General features: G+C 61.3%; 11 protein-coding genes and 1 pseudogene. 8 read left to right on the top strand and 4 right to left on the bottom strand.

What is annotated here, in order from left to right:
- Positions 1-11: 11 nt before the first annotated feature.
- From OC450_RS05455 to serA, 4 genes are all read left to right on the top strand, one after another.
- The gene (locus OC450_RS05455; RefSeq protein ID WP_262047372.1) at positions 12-749 is read left to right on the top strand and encodes a type 1 glutamine amidotransferase; all 738 of its coding nucleotides are present in this window, start codon (positions 12-14) and stop codon (positions 747-749) included.
- A 34-nt stretch (positions 750-783) separates the two neighbouring features.
- Positions 784-2,169: a glutamine synthetase family protein gene (locus OC450_RS05460; protein WP_262047373.1), complete on the top strand. Its 1,386-nt coding sequence runs from the start codon at positions 784-786 to the stop codon at positions 2,167-2,169.
- A complete protein-coding gene (locus OC450_RS05465) occupies positions 2,169-3,605 on the top strand; it encodes an amidase family protein (RefSeq protein WP_262047374.1) in 1,437 nt (478 codons plus the stop codon). Before OC450_RS05460 ends, OC450_RS05465 begins: the two co-directional genes overlap by 1 nt.
- A 213-nt stretch (positions 3,606-3,818) precedes the next feature.
- Positions 3,819-5,084, top strand: coding sequence for a phosphoglycerate dehydrogenase (serA, locus tag OC450_RS05470; RefSeq protein ID WP_262047375.1), 1,266 nt, complete (start codon positions 3,819-3,821; stop codon positions 5,082-5,084).
- 131 nt (positions 5,085-5,215) lie between these two features.
- On the opposite strand, the gene OC450_RS05475 is transcribed toward serA, so the two are convergent.
- Positions 5,216-5,431: an Lrp/AsnC ligand binding domain-containing protein gene (locus OC450_RS05475; protein ID WP_410050497.1), complete on the bottom strand. Its 216-nt coding sequence runs from the start codon at positions 5,429-5,431 to the stop codon at positions 5,216-5,218.
- A 329-nt stretch (positions 5,432-5,760) separates the two neighbouring features.
- Here OC450_RS05475 and OC450_RS05480 point away from each other — a divergent pair, with 329 nt between their 5' ends.
- Entirely contained in the window at positions 5,761-6,723 is a 963-nt protein-coding gene (locus OC450_RS05480) for a LysR family transcriptional regulator (RefSeq protein WP_262047376.1), read from the top strand.
- On the opposite strand, the gene OC450_RS05485 is transcribed toward OC450_RS05480, so the two are convergent.
- A complete protein-coding gene (locus OC450_RS05485) occupies positions 6,720-7,970 on the bottom strand; it encodes a Zn-dependent hydrolase (RefSeq protein ID WP_262047377.1) in 1,251 nt (416 codons plus the stop codon). The genes OC450_RS05480 and OC450_RS05485 overlap by 4 nt on opposite strands.
- 267 nt (positions 7,971-8,237) lie before the next feature.
- Between OC450_RS05485 and OC450_RS05490 the strand changes: the two genes are divergently transcribed.
- The 3 genes and pseudogenes from OC450_RS05490 (at position 8,238) to OC450_RS05500 (ending at position 10,662) form a co-directional block, all read left to right on the top strand.
- Positions 8,238-9,557 (top strand): MFS transporter, encoded by a 1,320-nt coding sequence (locus OC450_RS05490; RefSeq protein WP_262047378.1) that lies wholly within the window; start codon positions 8,238-8,240, stop codon positions 9,555-9,557.
- 127 nt (positions 9,558-9,684) lie between these two features.
- A pseudogene (locus OC450_RS05495) lies at positions 9,685-10,080 on the top strand (RraA family protein); the annotation flags it as partial.
- Positions 10,081-10,266: 186 nt separating this feature from the next.
- A complete protein-coding gene (locus OC450_RS05500) occupies positions 10,267-10,662 on the top strand; it encodes a RidA family protein (protein WP_262047566.1) in 396 nt (131 codons plus the stop codon).
- 556 nt (positions 10,663-11,218) lie between these two features.
- On the opposite strand, the gene OC450_RS05505 is transcribed toward OC450_RS05500, so the two are convergent.
- Entirely contained in the window at positions 11,219-11,848 is a 630-nt protein-coding gene (locus OC450_RS05505; RefSeq protein ID WP_262047379.1) for a MarR family winged helix-turn-helix transcriptional regulator, read from the bottom strand.
- Positions 11,849-12,028: 180 nt separating this feature from the next.
- The gene (locus OC450_RS05510) at positions 12,029-14,353 is read right to left on the bottom strand and encodes a CoA transferase (protein ID WP_262047380.1); all 2,325 of its coding nucleotides are present in this window, start codon (positions 14,351-14,353) and stop codon (positions 12,029-12,031) included.

Below are 14,353 nucleotides of genomic sequence, written 5' to 3' on the forward strand. Positions count from 1 at the left end.
TGACAGCAGTCATGCGCATTTTAGTTTTTCAGCACGTCGCCGTCGAACATCCTGGAGTATTCCGGGAGCTGTGGTCGCAAGGCGGCCATTCTCTGGAGCAGATCGAACTTGATGAGGGGGACCAGATCCCCGATTTGTCGCCGTATGATCTGCTGGTCGTGATGGGCGGGCCGATGGATGTCTGGCAGAAGGATATCCACCCGTGGCTGGCGCCGGAAAAAGCTGCGATACGCCGGTGGGTGGTTGAACTGAGGCGGCCCTATCTTGGTATTTGCCTCGGCCACCAACTACTGGCGGAAGCTCTCGGCGGCAATGTTACGATGATGTCGCGCCCGGAAGTTGGGATCGCCGAGGTCGAGCTTACCGAAATCGGTCGGCAGGATGCGCTCCTCGCCCGCTTCGAACGGCGTTTCGATACTTTTCAGTGGCATGGCGCGGAGGTTTCCCTGCTTCCGGAGGACGCTGTCGTTCTCGCGTCCAATGGAGCCTGCGCGGTGCAGGCGATGCGCTGGGGTTCCCATGCCTACGGCTTTCAGTATCACTGCGAGATCGTTTCGACGACCGTCGGCGACTGGGAGCGTATTCCTGCCTACAAGGCGAGTCTGATCCAGGCGCTCGGTGAGGAAGAAGCCGAGAGGCTAGGGGACGTCGTTGCACAGCGGTTGCCTGACTTTCGCCGTTCCGCCGAGTTGCTCAGCCAAAATCTATTCGCGGTCATGACGGACATGGTCGCGACCGCTCAAAAATAACAACGAAGAAGACAGAAAGATACGGAGTTTAGCCATGTTGAAAGTCGTCGAAGAAGGACCTCACGATCACGCGATGCCGACACTCGCGCTAGCTTCCCCGGAGGAGGCAAATGCGTTTGTCGAAAAGGTTAAGTCCAGCGGCTTCGACTTCGTCCGTTTTGAGCTACCGGACATGGCGGGTCTCAGCCGTGGAAAAACGATCCCGGTTGATCATATAGCCGGATATATGAAATCGGGCCTGAACCTCTATGGCGGCGCCGTCGCTCTCGACAGTAATTCGATCCCAGTTCGCGATTCCGGCTACAATGAAGAAATGAACTACCAGGACTGCGTCATGGTTGTCGACCAGGACACACTGACACCGGTGCCCTGGTTGGAGAAAACCGGCCGCGTGATCTGCGATACGATGTGGTACGACGGGCGGCTTCAAATGGCCTCTCCGCGTCTTCTGCTCAAGAAGATGCTCTCCCTCGCAGCGGCGCTCGGTTACACCGCGAAAATAGGACACGAATACGAGTTCTATGTTGTCGATGCGAAGACCCGCGAGCCCATATTCGGCGGACAACCGATCTTCGTGACGTCTCGCACCCATCAGGTGCCGGCGATCGACGACCTCATTCGCGTTCTGCAGAGTCAGGGTATCGATATTATCACGTACAATGTCGAGCACGGACCGGGTCAGGTCGAGATCAATTACGGTGCACTTGACGGTGTTGCCGCTTCCGACCGGGCGTTCGTGTTCAAGGGTACCGTCAAGGAATATCTTATCAAACAGGGCTTGCTCGCGACGTTCATGACCAAGCCCTACAAGGGACTGTCGGGAAGTTGCTCCCACTTCCATATCTCGCTGCTCGATAGCAAGACGGGATCGAATGCCTTCCTTGATACCGAAGGCGAGGACGGTATGTCCGAGACGTTTAAGCGCTTCATTCAGGGGGTGCTGGATCATATGCCCGCGGCAATGGCGGTCTGGAATCCGACGCCTAACTGCTATCGCCGGATTCGTCCGAAGACCTACGCGCCATCGAACGTTTCCTGGGGCGTACAGGACCGTTCCGCCAGCATCAGGGTGAAAGCAAGCCGTGACCAATCGACCCATATGGAGGTCCGCGTCCCCTCAGCCATGTCAAATCCTTATCTTGTGGCCGCCACGACGATAGCAGCGGGGTTGCTCGGCATCGAGCAGCAACGTCAATTGATGCCGGCTGGCACCGGACCCAAGGAAGACGATGACCGCTACGCCAAGCTTCCCACCGAAATGCACGATGCTCTCGACGCATTTGAATCCGATACCGCGCTCCGGGAAATGCTGGGTGAGGAATTCGTGAAAGTTTATCTTTCGATGAAGCGGCAGGAGATGGCGCGCCTGCGGGATGAAATCCCGCCCGCGGAAATAAACGAGTATTTTGAGCTCTATTGATGACGATGACGTTAACAGCGGGCGCTCGCGGGGCTCTTTGTGCGTCTCACGAAGACGATAAAATCGCCTCTCTCGATGCACTCGCTCTCTCCAGAGCCTTCTCCAATCGCGAACTCTCACCGGTCGAAGTCGCCGGCTCGCTGTTGGATCGCATCGAAAGGCTCAATCCGCAAGTTAATGCGATTGTCCATCTTGACCGTGAGAAGACGCTTGAGATGGCGCGGGCCGCCGAGCGACGTTACATTTCTGGAAACGTGCTCTCTCCACTCGATGGTGTTCCGGTCACGGTGAAGGACCTATCGTCAATAGCAGGTTGGCCGCGAAGGCGCGGCTCGCTTGCATTTGACGGCCTGTCCCCTTGTGCTGAGGACACGCCGTGTGTCGCGCGGTTGCGCGAAGCAGGCGTGGTGTTTCTCGGCAAGACCGCTACGCCAGATTCCGGATGCAAGGTTGTAACGCGTAGCACAGCGCATGGCGTGACATTGAACCCTTATGATCTGACGAAAACACCCGGAGGGTCTTCTGGAGGCGCTTCCGCTGCCCTCGCAATGGGATTTGGCCCGCTTGCGGTCGGTAGCGACGGTGCGGGATCTATAAGAATCCCGGCCTCGCTCACCAATGTCTTTGGGCTGAAGCCGGGCTTTGGCCGCGTGCCGGCCTTCCCGCCGGACATTGACATGCCTCATTCGGTCGTCGGTCCGATGTCGCGTTCAGTGCAGGACGCCGCCGTTATGTTGGCTGTGATGAGCCGCCCCGAGCCACGCGATGCCTTTGCGTGGCCCGTGCCATTCTGCGTGCCGGACGACCTGGTCGACCCTGATATACGCGAATTGGTTGTGGCGTTCTCTCCGCGCATGGGCTGCAGGGCTCCGCTGGAAAATCACGAGGTCGACGAACTTGTTCTTGAGGCTATCCCTCTGCTCACCGGTGCCGGCGCCCGGGTACTTGCAGAAGACCCAGTCTGGCCGCTCGATCCTGTCGAACCCTTCCAGATATTCTGGGATACCGTTTGCACGGCGACGGTCGATGGCTTCCCACAGGAAAAACGATCCTTGCTCGACCCAACTATCCTGAAGGCCGCGGAGGCCGGACGGATGGTGAGTATTTCCGCATACCAGCGCGCGATGGAGCAGAGACTCAAGATAACTGCGGCGTCGCGGGCGTTCTTCAATCGCTTCGATCTTCTTGTTTGTCCGGTCGTTGCTACTGCTGCGTGGCCTGTAGAGTACGATGTGCCGGAAGGATTCGCCGCCGACGATTGGCGGTGGTGTCCATACACATTTCCCTGGAACATGACAGGACAGCCTGCGGCGTCCGTTCCCATTGGCGTCACTTCGGAAGGGCTTCCTGTCGGGGTCCAGATCGTTGGACCATGGGGGGGAGAAGAAAATGTATTGCGCGCGGCCGCGGCGATCGAGCGACGCAGACATATATAGCTCCGTCGCTCGGCTCGGTGGCGATGTGGTCGCAATCAAGAAGGGCGAACTCGGTTGCGAGTTGACGGTTCAATGCTGCGCAGCAGGTTCTCGGCGTGTGCACTCTGAAATCGAATAGAATCTGAACCGCAAAATGCAGCTTCGAGGGGAGTTGGGTTTCCGCCCCGACCACAACAGCCGGCATTTGACACATCCCTTCAGGACACCGCTTTCGTGATAAAAATCCAGTCTCCTCCGCAATTCTCGCTCTCCAAAGACAAGATTCGGGTTCTGCTCCTCGAAGGCGTGAATGACAGTGCCGTGCACACGATGACGAACGCGGGCTATTCCAGCGTGACGCGCTTGTCGAAGGCCCTCGATGGGGAGGCGCTGAAGGAAGCCATCAGGGGTGTGCACTTGCTCGGTATCCGCTCACGCACGCGGATCACCGCAGACATTCTTGAGGCGGCGGACCGGCTCATCGCCATCGGCTGCTTCAGCGTAGGCACCAACCAGGTTGATGTCGAAACCTCCAGGCGGAACGGGATTCCCGTTTTCAATGCGCCTTTCTCCAATACGCGAAGCGTCGCGGAGCTCGTCATCGGCGAGATAGTCTGTCTGCTGCGCCGGATCGTCTCGCGATCCAGCGCCGCGCATGATGGTCAATGGGACAAGTCCGCGACCGACAGCCATGAAGTCAGGGGCAAGACGCTCGGCATCGTCGGTTACGGCAACATCGGCTCGCAGCTCTCATATCTTGCGGAAGCAATGGGCATGAGGGTGATCTTCTACGACCATACCGACAAGCTTCGCCGCGGCAACACCGAGCCGGTCGCGAGTTTGCATGAGCTCCTGGCGCAGAGCGATGTCGTCAGCATGCATGTACCCGAAACGGCGGCGACCCAGGGCATGATCGGTCGGGAAGAGATCCATGCGATGAAGCTAGGTGCCTTTTTCATCAATAACAGCCGCGGCACAGTCGTCGACCTGGACGCGCTCGCCGATGCGCTGCGCAAGGGCAGGCTGCGCGGCGCGGCTGTCGACGTCTTTCCGGTCGAGCCGAGTTCGAACAAGGAGCGTTTCGCATCGCCGCTGCAGGGGCTGGACAACGTCATCCTGACCCCGCACGTCGGAGGTTCGACCGAGGAGGCACAGGAGCGCATCGGCGCCGAAGTCGCACGCAAGCTCGTCGACTACAGCGACACTGGATCCACGATGGGCGCGGTCAACTTTCCCTTGGCGCAATTGCCGGCGCGACCGCTCGGTACGCGATTTATTCAAGTTCAGCGCAACCTGCCCGGCATGCTCGGACGGCTCAACGAGGTGCTCGCCCGTCACGCCGTGAACATTGCGGCTCAATACTACGAGACCCACGCCGACGTGGGTTATGTCGTGCTGGACGCGGACGCCTCGGCGGCTGACAGCCAGCGCGTTCTTGCGGATATCCGGGCGCTCGAAGGAACCATCCGCGCGCGGTTACTCTACGAACATAAGCGCTGATACAGGGCGTTTTGGCGGTTTCTCAAAGCTGGTCCTTTGTGTCGAAGCCCAGTTTCGGAACGCCAGGAATGGCGATCCGGAAGAGTACATCGCCGAGTTTATGAGCTCAGCGGGTAGAATGCTCGCTCGATCTAGACAAAACTCAGCAGAATGCTCGTTTCGCTGTTGGGGAGGCCGTCGATGGTTCGGACTTCCCCCAGTGCGCGGTCAAAATCGGTTGGGCTGTCAGCGCGAATCTCGACGATCAAATCCCAGGTGCCAATGGTTGTGTGCGTGGAGTATAGCTCGGTTCGGATGTGTAATCGACGGATCACCGCGGTGGTGGATTTGCCCGCGACCTCGATCATCGAATGTCAGATAAGCTCGCAGACAATGACCACGTCATCGACGTAGCCGATGCTGCGGCGGCAAAAGCCATTGCGTCAATGCAGCATATTCCCCCGTACTTTGGCGGGAGCCATCCAAATTAATCGGCGGACGTCCGCCTTGGTTCAAATTCCGGAGTCACGTCGGGCGTCGCCTGAGATGCGAAGAGAGTGCTTTTATGCGACCTCCGGGCTCAACGAGCAGACGCCCGATGGCCGCTGTCTATCATCACCACGATGTCGAGCGTGCAACAACAGTTGCGTCCCACAGTTCGCCGTTGCAAAATCGGGGGATTAATGGACAGTGTCAGATGGCTTCCCCGACACCGCGCATTCGGCACCTGAACTGGAACTTGCTGCGGACCTTCCTGGTGATCGCGGAGGAGCGGAGCCTGACGAAGGCCGCCGAACGGCTGCATGTCCGACAGCCAACCGTGACCGCCTCGCTTCAGAAGCTCGAAGAAACGCTCGGTGCTCAACTGATCCAACGGGACAGTCGCCGTTTCGTGCTGACCAGCCGGGGCGAAGCGCTGCGGAAGGAATGCCAGGAGATCTACCAGCGCGTCGAGCGGATCGGTGAGCGTCTATCGACCGACGAGGACGATCTCAGCGGCTCCGTCCGTATCATGATCGTGACCGAGGCCGCGTTGCCGGCGCTCGACCGCGCGCTGGGGCTGATGCATCGTCGGCATCCGTCGGTGACGATCACGTTGAACGTGGCCAATAGCCAGGAGATCGTGCGCGCCGTCGCCCAACGCGCCTTGCCGTTCGGATTTTGCCTGCTTGCGAAGCCGCTCGCGGCGCTCGACTGCACGTTGATGCTGCGTGAAGACTTCGGGATCTTCTGCGGACGCACGCACGCTCTGTTCGGACGGGAGGATGTCACCCTGGAGGAGCTGCGAGCCGAGCCGGTCGTCTCTTTTACCTGCGCGCAGGACGGCGGAGCCCTGGAGCCGATGGTCGCGCTCCGGGAAGGCGCTGGCCTCGGATCCCGGACGGCCGGACTGTCTTCGCATGTTGGCGAAGTCACCCGCATGATTGCGGCTGGAATCGGCATCGGCATTCTGCCGGTCACCGCGGCCGAGCGCGGGGTGGAAAAGGAGTTGCTCTGGCGTCTGCCCGTGCTGAAGGACCAGCTCGGCGCGGATCTCTATTTTTTGCAAAACCCGGAATACGCACTCGACCGTGCCGAAAAGGCTTTCCTGGACCTGTTCCTCAGCATCGCGCTGAAACCCGACGGCCTGCCGCAAACCGAGCCCGCCGTACTGAGTTAGGCGATCCCCGCCCGGTTCAACACGCTCCGAAGCAGGACGTTGACCCCGGGCTCGATGTCAGCGAGCGTCACGTTCTCGGCTTCGTTGTGCGACAGCCCACCCTCGCAGGGCGTGAAGATCATCGCGGTCGGGAGGTAGTCGGCGACGTGCATGGCGTCGTGGCCGGCCTCGGTGAGAAGGTCCATCGTGCTATAACCGAGATCTTCGGCTGCGTCGCGTGTGAGTGCGATGCATCCCGGGTCGTACTCCATGCCGCCATAGCTCCACTGCTCCTTGATGGTGACCTTGCAGCCCGATCGCCTTTCGATCTCGGGGATCGCCGCCTCGAAGGCGGCCAGCATCCCGCTTGCGACCGCAGCCTCCGGATGACGGAAGTCGCAGGTCATCTCCACCAAATCGGGAAGGATGCCGAGCAGGTTCGGCTCCACCTTCAGACGCATGGTGGTGGATTTGCCGCCGGTCTCGTGCCGGCTCCAACCGATGTCGTCGATGGCCAGCGTCACCCGCGCGGCGCCCACGATCGCGTTCTTGCGCTTGGGCATTGGCGTGGGGCCGACATGGCCGACTTCTCCCCGAACCTCGACGATGAGGCCGCGTACCGAGAAGGCGCCCGTCACGATCCCGACTTGACGCTTGGCCTCGTCCAGCTTCGGTCCCTGTTCGATGTGCAGCTCGAACAGACTGTCGAACGTATCCGGCGAGAGGCGGTCGGCTCCCTTGAAGCCGATCCGGTCGAGCGCCTGGCCGAGTGTCACGCCATCCTTGTCGGCGCGGGCGTAGGCAAAGTCGAGTGACTTCTGCCCGGTGAAAGTGGCGGAGCCGATCATGGGCGGCTCGAAGCGAGCGCCTTCCTCGTTAGTCCAGTCAACGATGACGATCGGTCGGCGCGTCGTCAAATCGTGGTCGTTCAGGGTGCGCACGAGCTCGAGCCCGGCAAGGACGCCCAGAATGCCGTCGAAACGGCCGCCCTTGATCTGCGTGTCCAGATGACTGCCCACCAGCACGGCCTTGGCGTCCGGATCGCTGCCTGGCCGTGTCGCGAAGATGTTGCCGATGCCGTCGACCTGCACCGTGCAGCCCGCTTCTTCGCACCAGCGTACGAACTCGCGCCGCACCTCGCCATCCTCCTCGGACAGCGCGAGCCGCTTGAGCCCTCCCTTCGCGGTGCGGCCGATCTCGGCCGACCGCATCAGGCTCGACCATAAGCGCGCCATGTCGGGACGGATGTTGCTGCTGCGTAAAACCATTCGACTCCACCGGGCTGACGAGGTGGAGTAACGATACAGGACGCGGCGCTGCGGCTTAAATAGAAATGTCCTATGTCTCTCATCGATTATGAAGAGAGCAGGGCGCGCACATTCTGCGCGCATCCTGATCGATTTTTAGCGCTTTGGACCAGCGCCGCGCGGCTATTCATGACATCGATAATTCCTATTTGGCTTTCTGCCGGCTCCCAGCGACAGTCGTCCCCCGCCGGACTGCTCACCAAGCGATTCCAAAGCGAGGATCTGACCATGGCTTACGCGACGACCGACCCGGTGGCGGCGACTGCCGCACCGCCCCGCAGCATGAAGCAGATCGCGGTCGCAAGCGTGATCGGCACCACTGTCGAATGGTATGACCTCTTCGTCTTCGCAACCGCCTCCGCGCTCGTCTTCAACAAGGTGTTCTTCCCGAACTTCGATCCTCTCGTCGGGACCCTGCTTGCGTTCGGGACCTTTGCGTCGGCCTATCTCGCCCGCATCGTCGGGGCCGCGCTATTCGGCCATTTCGGCGACCGGCTCGGCCGCAAGTCGATGCTGCTGTTCTCGCTGGTGCTGATGGGGATCGCGACCTTCGCGATCGGCCTCTTGCCCAACTACGAATCGATCGGCATCTGGGCGCCGATCCTTCTGCTCTCGCTGCGCGTCGTGCAGGGTCTTGCACTTGGCGGCGAATGGGGTGGTGCGGTCCTGATGGCCGTCGAGCACGCGCCCGCTGACCAGCGCGGCCTTTACGGCTCCTGGGTGCAGATCGGCGTGCCTGCCGGCACATTGCTGGCAAACCTCGCCTTCCTCCTGATCAATTCAACCCTGCCGACCGACGCCATGATGAATTGGGGATGGCGCATCCCCTTCCTGGCGAGCATCCTCCTCGTTCTGATCGGTGGTTACATCCGGCTGAACCTCTCGGAGACGCCGTCTTTCAGCAAGGTGAAGCAATCGTCCGCGCAGGTGAAGCTGCCGTTCGCCGAGTTGATGAAGAAGTCCTGGAAGACGGTGGTCCTGGGCGGCGTCGCCACGATGTCCACCGGGTCGTCCTTCAATCTCATCGTCGCGTTCGGGCTGAGCTACGGCACGAAGAACCTCGAATTCACGCGCAACGAGATGCTCACGGTTGTCCTGCTCTCCTGCGCGGCGTGTCTCGTCCTGCTGCCCTTCTTCGGCTGGCTGTCGGATCGCTGGGGCCGTCGCCCGATCATCATTGGCGGGATCATCGCCGAGGCGCTGGTCGCCTTCCCGCTGTTCTGGCTGATGGACACCAAGACCTTCGCGGGCGCGCTTGCGGGCTACCTTTTGATGATGACGGCCTTCGCGGCGAATTACGGGCCGATCGCCACGTTTTTGGCGGAGCTGTTTGGCACCAAGGTGCGCTATTCCGGCCTGTCGATTGCCTACATGCTTTCAGGCGTGCTCGGCAGCGCGGCGACGCCTTTCGTGACGACGTGGCTCCTTGCCACGACCGGAAAGGGCTCGTCGGTGGCCTGGTACATGATCGGCTCGGCGGCCCTCTCCATCGTCGCACTGCTGCTGCTCGTCGAGACGGTCAAGCGAGATCTGACCGAAGCGACGTGACGCGCAGGCGGGCCCGATTGCCAGGGGTTGGCCCATGACGTCTGATCGTACCGGCCTCGCCGAGGCCATCCGTCTGCTGCGCGACGTCGAGACCGCGACGATCGGGCACTTCCTCGACGACGGCTTCATGCCACCGGCGATCCAGTGCCTGCGGGACCGGGTCAGGATCTGCGGGCCCGCCTTCACCGTTGCGCTCCCGGGCGACGACGGAACCGCGCTGGCGCTGGCGCTGTCGCGGGCGAAAACCGGCGACGTCTTGGTGGTCGAGCGCGGAGACGACGACCGCCATGCCTGTTGGGGCGCCGTCATGAGCGCGGCCGCGGAGGCGGCAGGCCTTGCCGGCATCGTGATCGACGGGTTCGTGACGGACCTGAGCGCAATCCGGGACAACGGACCGCCGGTCTGGTGCAAAGGACGATCCCCGCTCACGACCAAGCTGCGGGGCGGCGGCACTTTCGGGGGCACCGTGCGCTGCGGCGGCGTGTTGGTTGAGCCCGGCGACATCGTTCTGGCCGACGAGAACGGCGTGCTGGTGCTCGAGCCGTCAAGCGCGGCCGCGATTGCCCGCGCGGCGCTCGCGATCCAGGCCAACGAGCCCGGGATCATCGCTCGGCTTCTGGCCGGCGAGAAGCTGGATGCGGTGTACAATTTGCCGGCTGACGATCGCGAGAGTCATGCTGCGAAGACGTCGCGACCGGCGCACGCGCACATCGACAAGCAGGTGATAGGGGTCCCCGTCATCTCGGCAGCCATCCACAGGCTCGGCGCTCCGACATCGGCGATCGTGCGAACGGATAATTTCCTCTTCACATGTGGCATGCCGCCGATCGATTGCGCGACCGGCGAGATCGTTACGGGATCCATCGAGGTTCAGACGCGCGCTTCGCTCAATGCGCTCAAGACGACGCTGGAGCAGGCTGGCTCCTCGCTTGCGAACGTGGTGAAAGTTACGATCTACGTGACGAACCCTGCCATGATGAGCGGCGTCAACGCGGTTTATCGCGAGTTCTTTGCCGGCGAGTGGCCGGCCAGAACCTCGGCTGCGATCCGACCCTGGTCGCTGCCGTTTGACATCGAGATCGAATGCGTCGCCGTAGCTGGTTGACCTGATCGCTCCTGGCGCGCTCTACAGATTGATTGCGGTTCTCGCGGCTATACCCGGCGCCGATATACGGTATCTTGAATGCTCTGCCGCATCGAGCGAGGCTCGGGTGTTGATGGAGTCCAGCAGGTTTTCGCCGCGACGTGCGATGCATCGCGCATCCGATGTTCAGGAAATTTGCCGGATCAGCGACTCGAGCAAGCGGGTAGCTTATACGGTCAAGAAGATCAGGGCCGCGGCAAGAGGGGCGCGACGGCCAAACCTACCGGTGATCGGTATCTATGGAACGTGGCCTATCTCTTTTCCGCGGCACCCATGATGGATTGGACCGGGACATCTCAGCTCTTACGCGCGGTCCCGATTGGCTGTGCAGTACCAAATCCAGTACCGATCTGGTTTTGAGGCGATCGTATCCCCATGCGTGGTGTAAGTGGGTCACCGCGTTCACCGGCACGAACCGGGGCGGTCAGCTGGCGATAGCCGGAAGGCTGACGATCGGATCATCGGTCAACGGCGCGATGGTCTCCAGTGTCATGTAACGGCACGCTGGACGTCCCATTCATCGTTCCGCTCGGTCGAGATGCTTCACGATCGTCGGGCGATCGCGGGTGCGCTCGAAACTGGTGCAGAGCAGCTCGGTCTCGTCGAGAGAGATCGGGGAGCGGTACAACCGGCAGAAGAACTCGGCGGTCGAACGTGCCCTTCCGGTGGCCGGGCCGGTGCTGCGTTCGGCGAGAAACATGCAGTCCCGGCAGATGCTGGCATCAAGTCGCTGATGTGCCGCGTCGAGATGATTGAGGATCTCGCGCAGCGAGTCGCGCAGCTTGACGCATTCGTCGGTTCCGAGCGCCGTGACCGCATTCACCACGTGGTTGATCGGGTCGTACTGATTCAGGCATTTCTCGCCCAGCGTGGTGACGTGGAGCACAACGGACCGCTTGTCCTCGTGCGAAGGCTTTCGCACCAGGAAGGACTTGCTCTCCAGGGTCTTCACGATCTGCGATGCAGTCGCCCTGGTGGCGCCGATGAAGCCGGCGAGCGCGGACGGCGTACGCGAAAATCTGTTGGCGCGACCGAGAAAGCGCAGTGCCATCCACTCTCGATCACGCAATCCATGCTGATGGCCATCGAAATACCAAGCCCTCGCCGCCTGGACCAGCAGCTCGACGGCCTCTCGTGTTAGTGGCATTGGATTTATCTCGCCCCCGGTACTTCATCTGCGGCGTCCCGAAGCCGCCTTGCGTCCTGGCTCGTGACTCCCTCGAGAGACGGCAGACATCCGGAGGTGTCCGATGAGCGCGCTGTGCCCGGATCTCGGGAGTTTACCGATCGCGCGCAACATCACGAGATCGGACCCCAATCGGAATCGCTACCGATTCGCAGCCAGATGGCGCCAATTGGGCTGGCCTACGATCTTCTCCGTAAGCATGGTTTGAATCTCGGACGAGGTAAATCCGAGTGATGAAAGCACTTCAGTGTATGCACTGCCGGGCGGGGCGGCCGCTTCGACTGGTGCGAGGTTCTGTCCGTCGAAGCGAAACCATGTAGCTTCGAGAGCCATGGTTTCGAGAGTATCGCACCTTGTCCGGCGAAACCGCACCGTTTCACTGGGCTTGTCGACGTACCTCTGTTTGAGCGCGGCGATAGTCAGCACAGGGACGACCGAGGCTCCTCGCTTTCGCAGGAATTCCATTGCGTCTTCCACTGTCAGGTCTTGCATCGATTCCGACAGATCGTCGGGAGCTTCCGCAAAGACCCAGCCATCTGTGAGTTGATGGAGCCGGGCGGTTGCGCTCGGGCCAATGGCGCTGGGCCCATTTGCTGTCGCTGGTCCTGGACCCGCTTGAAACGGAAACTGTACGAGCGCGGCTCCCCGCGCCAAGGAGGTCTCGGCCCAATCGCCTTTCTGGTCGCCGCGCCGCTCGCGAGCCTGAAGTCCCGTGAGCGCAGCAAAGGCCGCGAGGTAGCCGGTGAGATAGTCGACGCATGAGGCGATGCCGTGCAGCAGAGGCATGTCCGGCGTGCCAAAACGGCTCATGATTCCGGTAGCGGCCTGTAAAAGCGGATCGTACCCGGGGCGATCGTCGTGGCTCGATGGTCGCTCGCCCTTGAATGCGCTGACCTGGATTCCAATCGCGCGGGGATTGATTTTTGCCAGCTGTGCTCGGCTCAAACCAAGTCGTTCGGTCCCGCTGTCCGTCGCATTCATCACGACGATGTCGGCTTTGGCCACGAGGCGCTCGAAAACCTCACGCCCAGCCGGAGTCCTCAAGTCGACGAGAACGCTCTTCTTGCCCTGACCGACATCACCCGCCCAAATAATCGTTACCAGTGGCTGGTGGTCGGGTCGGGTCGTATCAATCTTGTAGACCGTCGCGCCGAGCTCGGCGAGCAGGCGGCCGCAGGCGGGACCTGCGATGACATTCGCAAGATCAACGACGACGTAGCCGGCCAGGGGTTTCGGAGAAGCTGCGCTCGGCCTACGCGGCGGCGCCGATGGCGCCGTTGCGGGTAACGCCAGCCGCCTTGCGGGTTGCAGGGGAGGATAGGGTTGGGCGGACTGTACGCTGACCGAGCGGCCCAATTGGGCGAGCTCCAGTCCGGCGATTTCCTCAACCAAGCCGGACTCACGCGCCCATGAACTCCTCATCCATTCTGAGAAATCCTGGACGATTGCACAAGGAACCTGCGCCTCGGCGAACAACGCCTCCCATTCTACCGCCGATTTCGTCGCGAAAGCCTTCTCCATCAATGTCGCAAGTTCGATGTTCAGTTCGTTCCGCATCCCTTGAGGCAATGCGATGTTGCGGTCTGCGACGAGATGGCTTGCCGGGTCGTAAGGAGAAGCATCGACGATACCCATTTCCTTTACGTGATCGTAAAGCCCAAGCAACTCGTACATCCGAATGGCCAGCCGCCGGTTCACTGTCGTCACTGGCGTCAAGAGCCGGCCATCGGCGCTGCGATAGCAGCCGGCGGTCGGGTTCAGCCGGTTGACGAGCCAGATCATATGGCTTTCATCGCTGCGCGCCTTCGGCACTTCGGCCATCAGTTCCGGCGAGAGGGTAAGAAGCCCCGGTGGCAGGAGATATGGCTCGAGGCCCTGGACGTCTAGGGCCAGTACGCCAATCGCGGAGAGCCCCGCAGCCAGTCTCGGGATCACGATATCGCGGCCTGTGCCGCAGCGTTCACGATCGGTGAGGGCTGCCATAGATGCGACCGCACCCAACACCGCAGCATAGACCGTGCAAAGCGGCAACGGAGTATACGTCACGCTGTTCCCGAGCAGCTTGCTGGTTACACCGAGGTCGGTATAGAAGCCGACTAAAGCATTCAGCAAGTCGTCGCTGGCGTCGGGCGGCAGGTCAAATTCAACCTCGCCGGGTGCAACCGCCGGGAAGCTGAGCGAGATTTGGGCGTCATTTGATCGCGCGATCGTTTCGCTTCCAGCGATGATGATGTCGATTTCTTGAACGCTCGGAAGAACTGCGGCCGGCAGCAGCAATTTCCCGCGGTCCAGGTAGTCGTCGAGTCCCTCGTTTGATGGGCGGCCGTGATCCAGCGAAAACACGTCTGCGCCTTGATCAGCAAGCAGCACCCCGGCAAGGCGGGCAGCGGGTGTTGTGCCCGCTTCCATGACGCGGATTCCTTGCAGCGGCATCGCCGGATTGGTTGTAGGTTGCACATTCCCCAT

Source organism: Bradyrhizobium sp. Bra78, assembly GCF_024519855.1.
Lineage (GTDB): Bacteria > Pseudomonadota > Alphaproteobacteria > Rhizobiales > Xanthobacteraceae > Bradyrhizobium > Bradyrhizobium japonicum_G.

What these genes read in the sequence shown, in the direction of transcription:
- OC450_RS05455 (WP_262047372.1), top strand. Translation starts at nt 12, where the DNA reads ATGCGCATTTTAGTTTTTCAGCACGTCGCCGTCGAACATCCTGGAGTA.
- OC450_RS05460 (WP_262047373.1), top strand. Translation starts at nt 784, where the DNA reads ATGTTGAAAGTCGTCGAAGAAGGACCTCACGATCACGCGATGCCGACA.
- OC450_RS05465 (WP_262047374.1), top strand. Translation starts at nt 2,169, where the DNA reads ATGACGATGACGTTAACAGCGGGCGCTCGCGGGGCTCTTTGTGCGTCT.
- OC450_RS05475 (WP_410050497.1), bottom strand. Translation starts at nt 5,431, where the DNA reads ATGATCGAGGTCGCGGGCAAATCCACCACCGCGGTGATCCGTCGATTA.
- OC450_RS05480 (WP_262047376.1), top strand. Translation starts at nt 5,761, where the DNA reads ATGGCTTCCCCGACACCGCGCATTCGGCACCTGAACTGGAACTTGCTG.
- OC450_RS05485 (WP_262047377.1), bottom strand. Translation starts at nt 7,970, where the DNA reads ATGGTTTTACGCAGCAGCAACATCCGTCCCGACATGGCGCGCTTATGG.
- OC450_RS05490 (WP_262047378.1), top strand. Translation starts at nt 8,238, where the DNA reads ATGGCTTACGCGACGACCGACCCGGTGGCGGCGACTGCCGCACCGCCC.
- OC450_RS05505 (WP_262047379.1), bottom strand. Translation starts at nt 11,848, where the DNA reads ATGCCACTAACACGAGAGGCCGTCGAGCTGCTGGTCCAGGCGGCGAGG.
- OC450_RS05510 (WP_262047380.1), bottom strand. Translation starts at nt 14,353, where the DNA reads ATGGGGAATGTGCAACCTACAACCAATCCGGCGATGCCGCTGCAAGGA.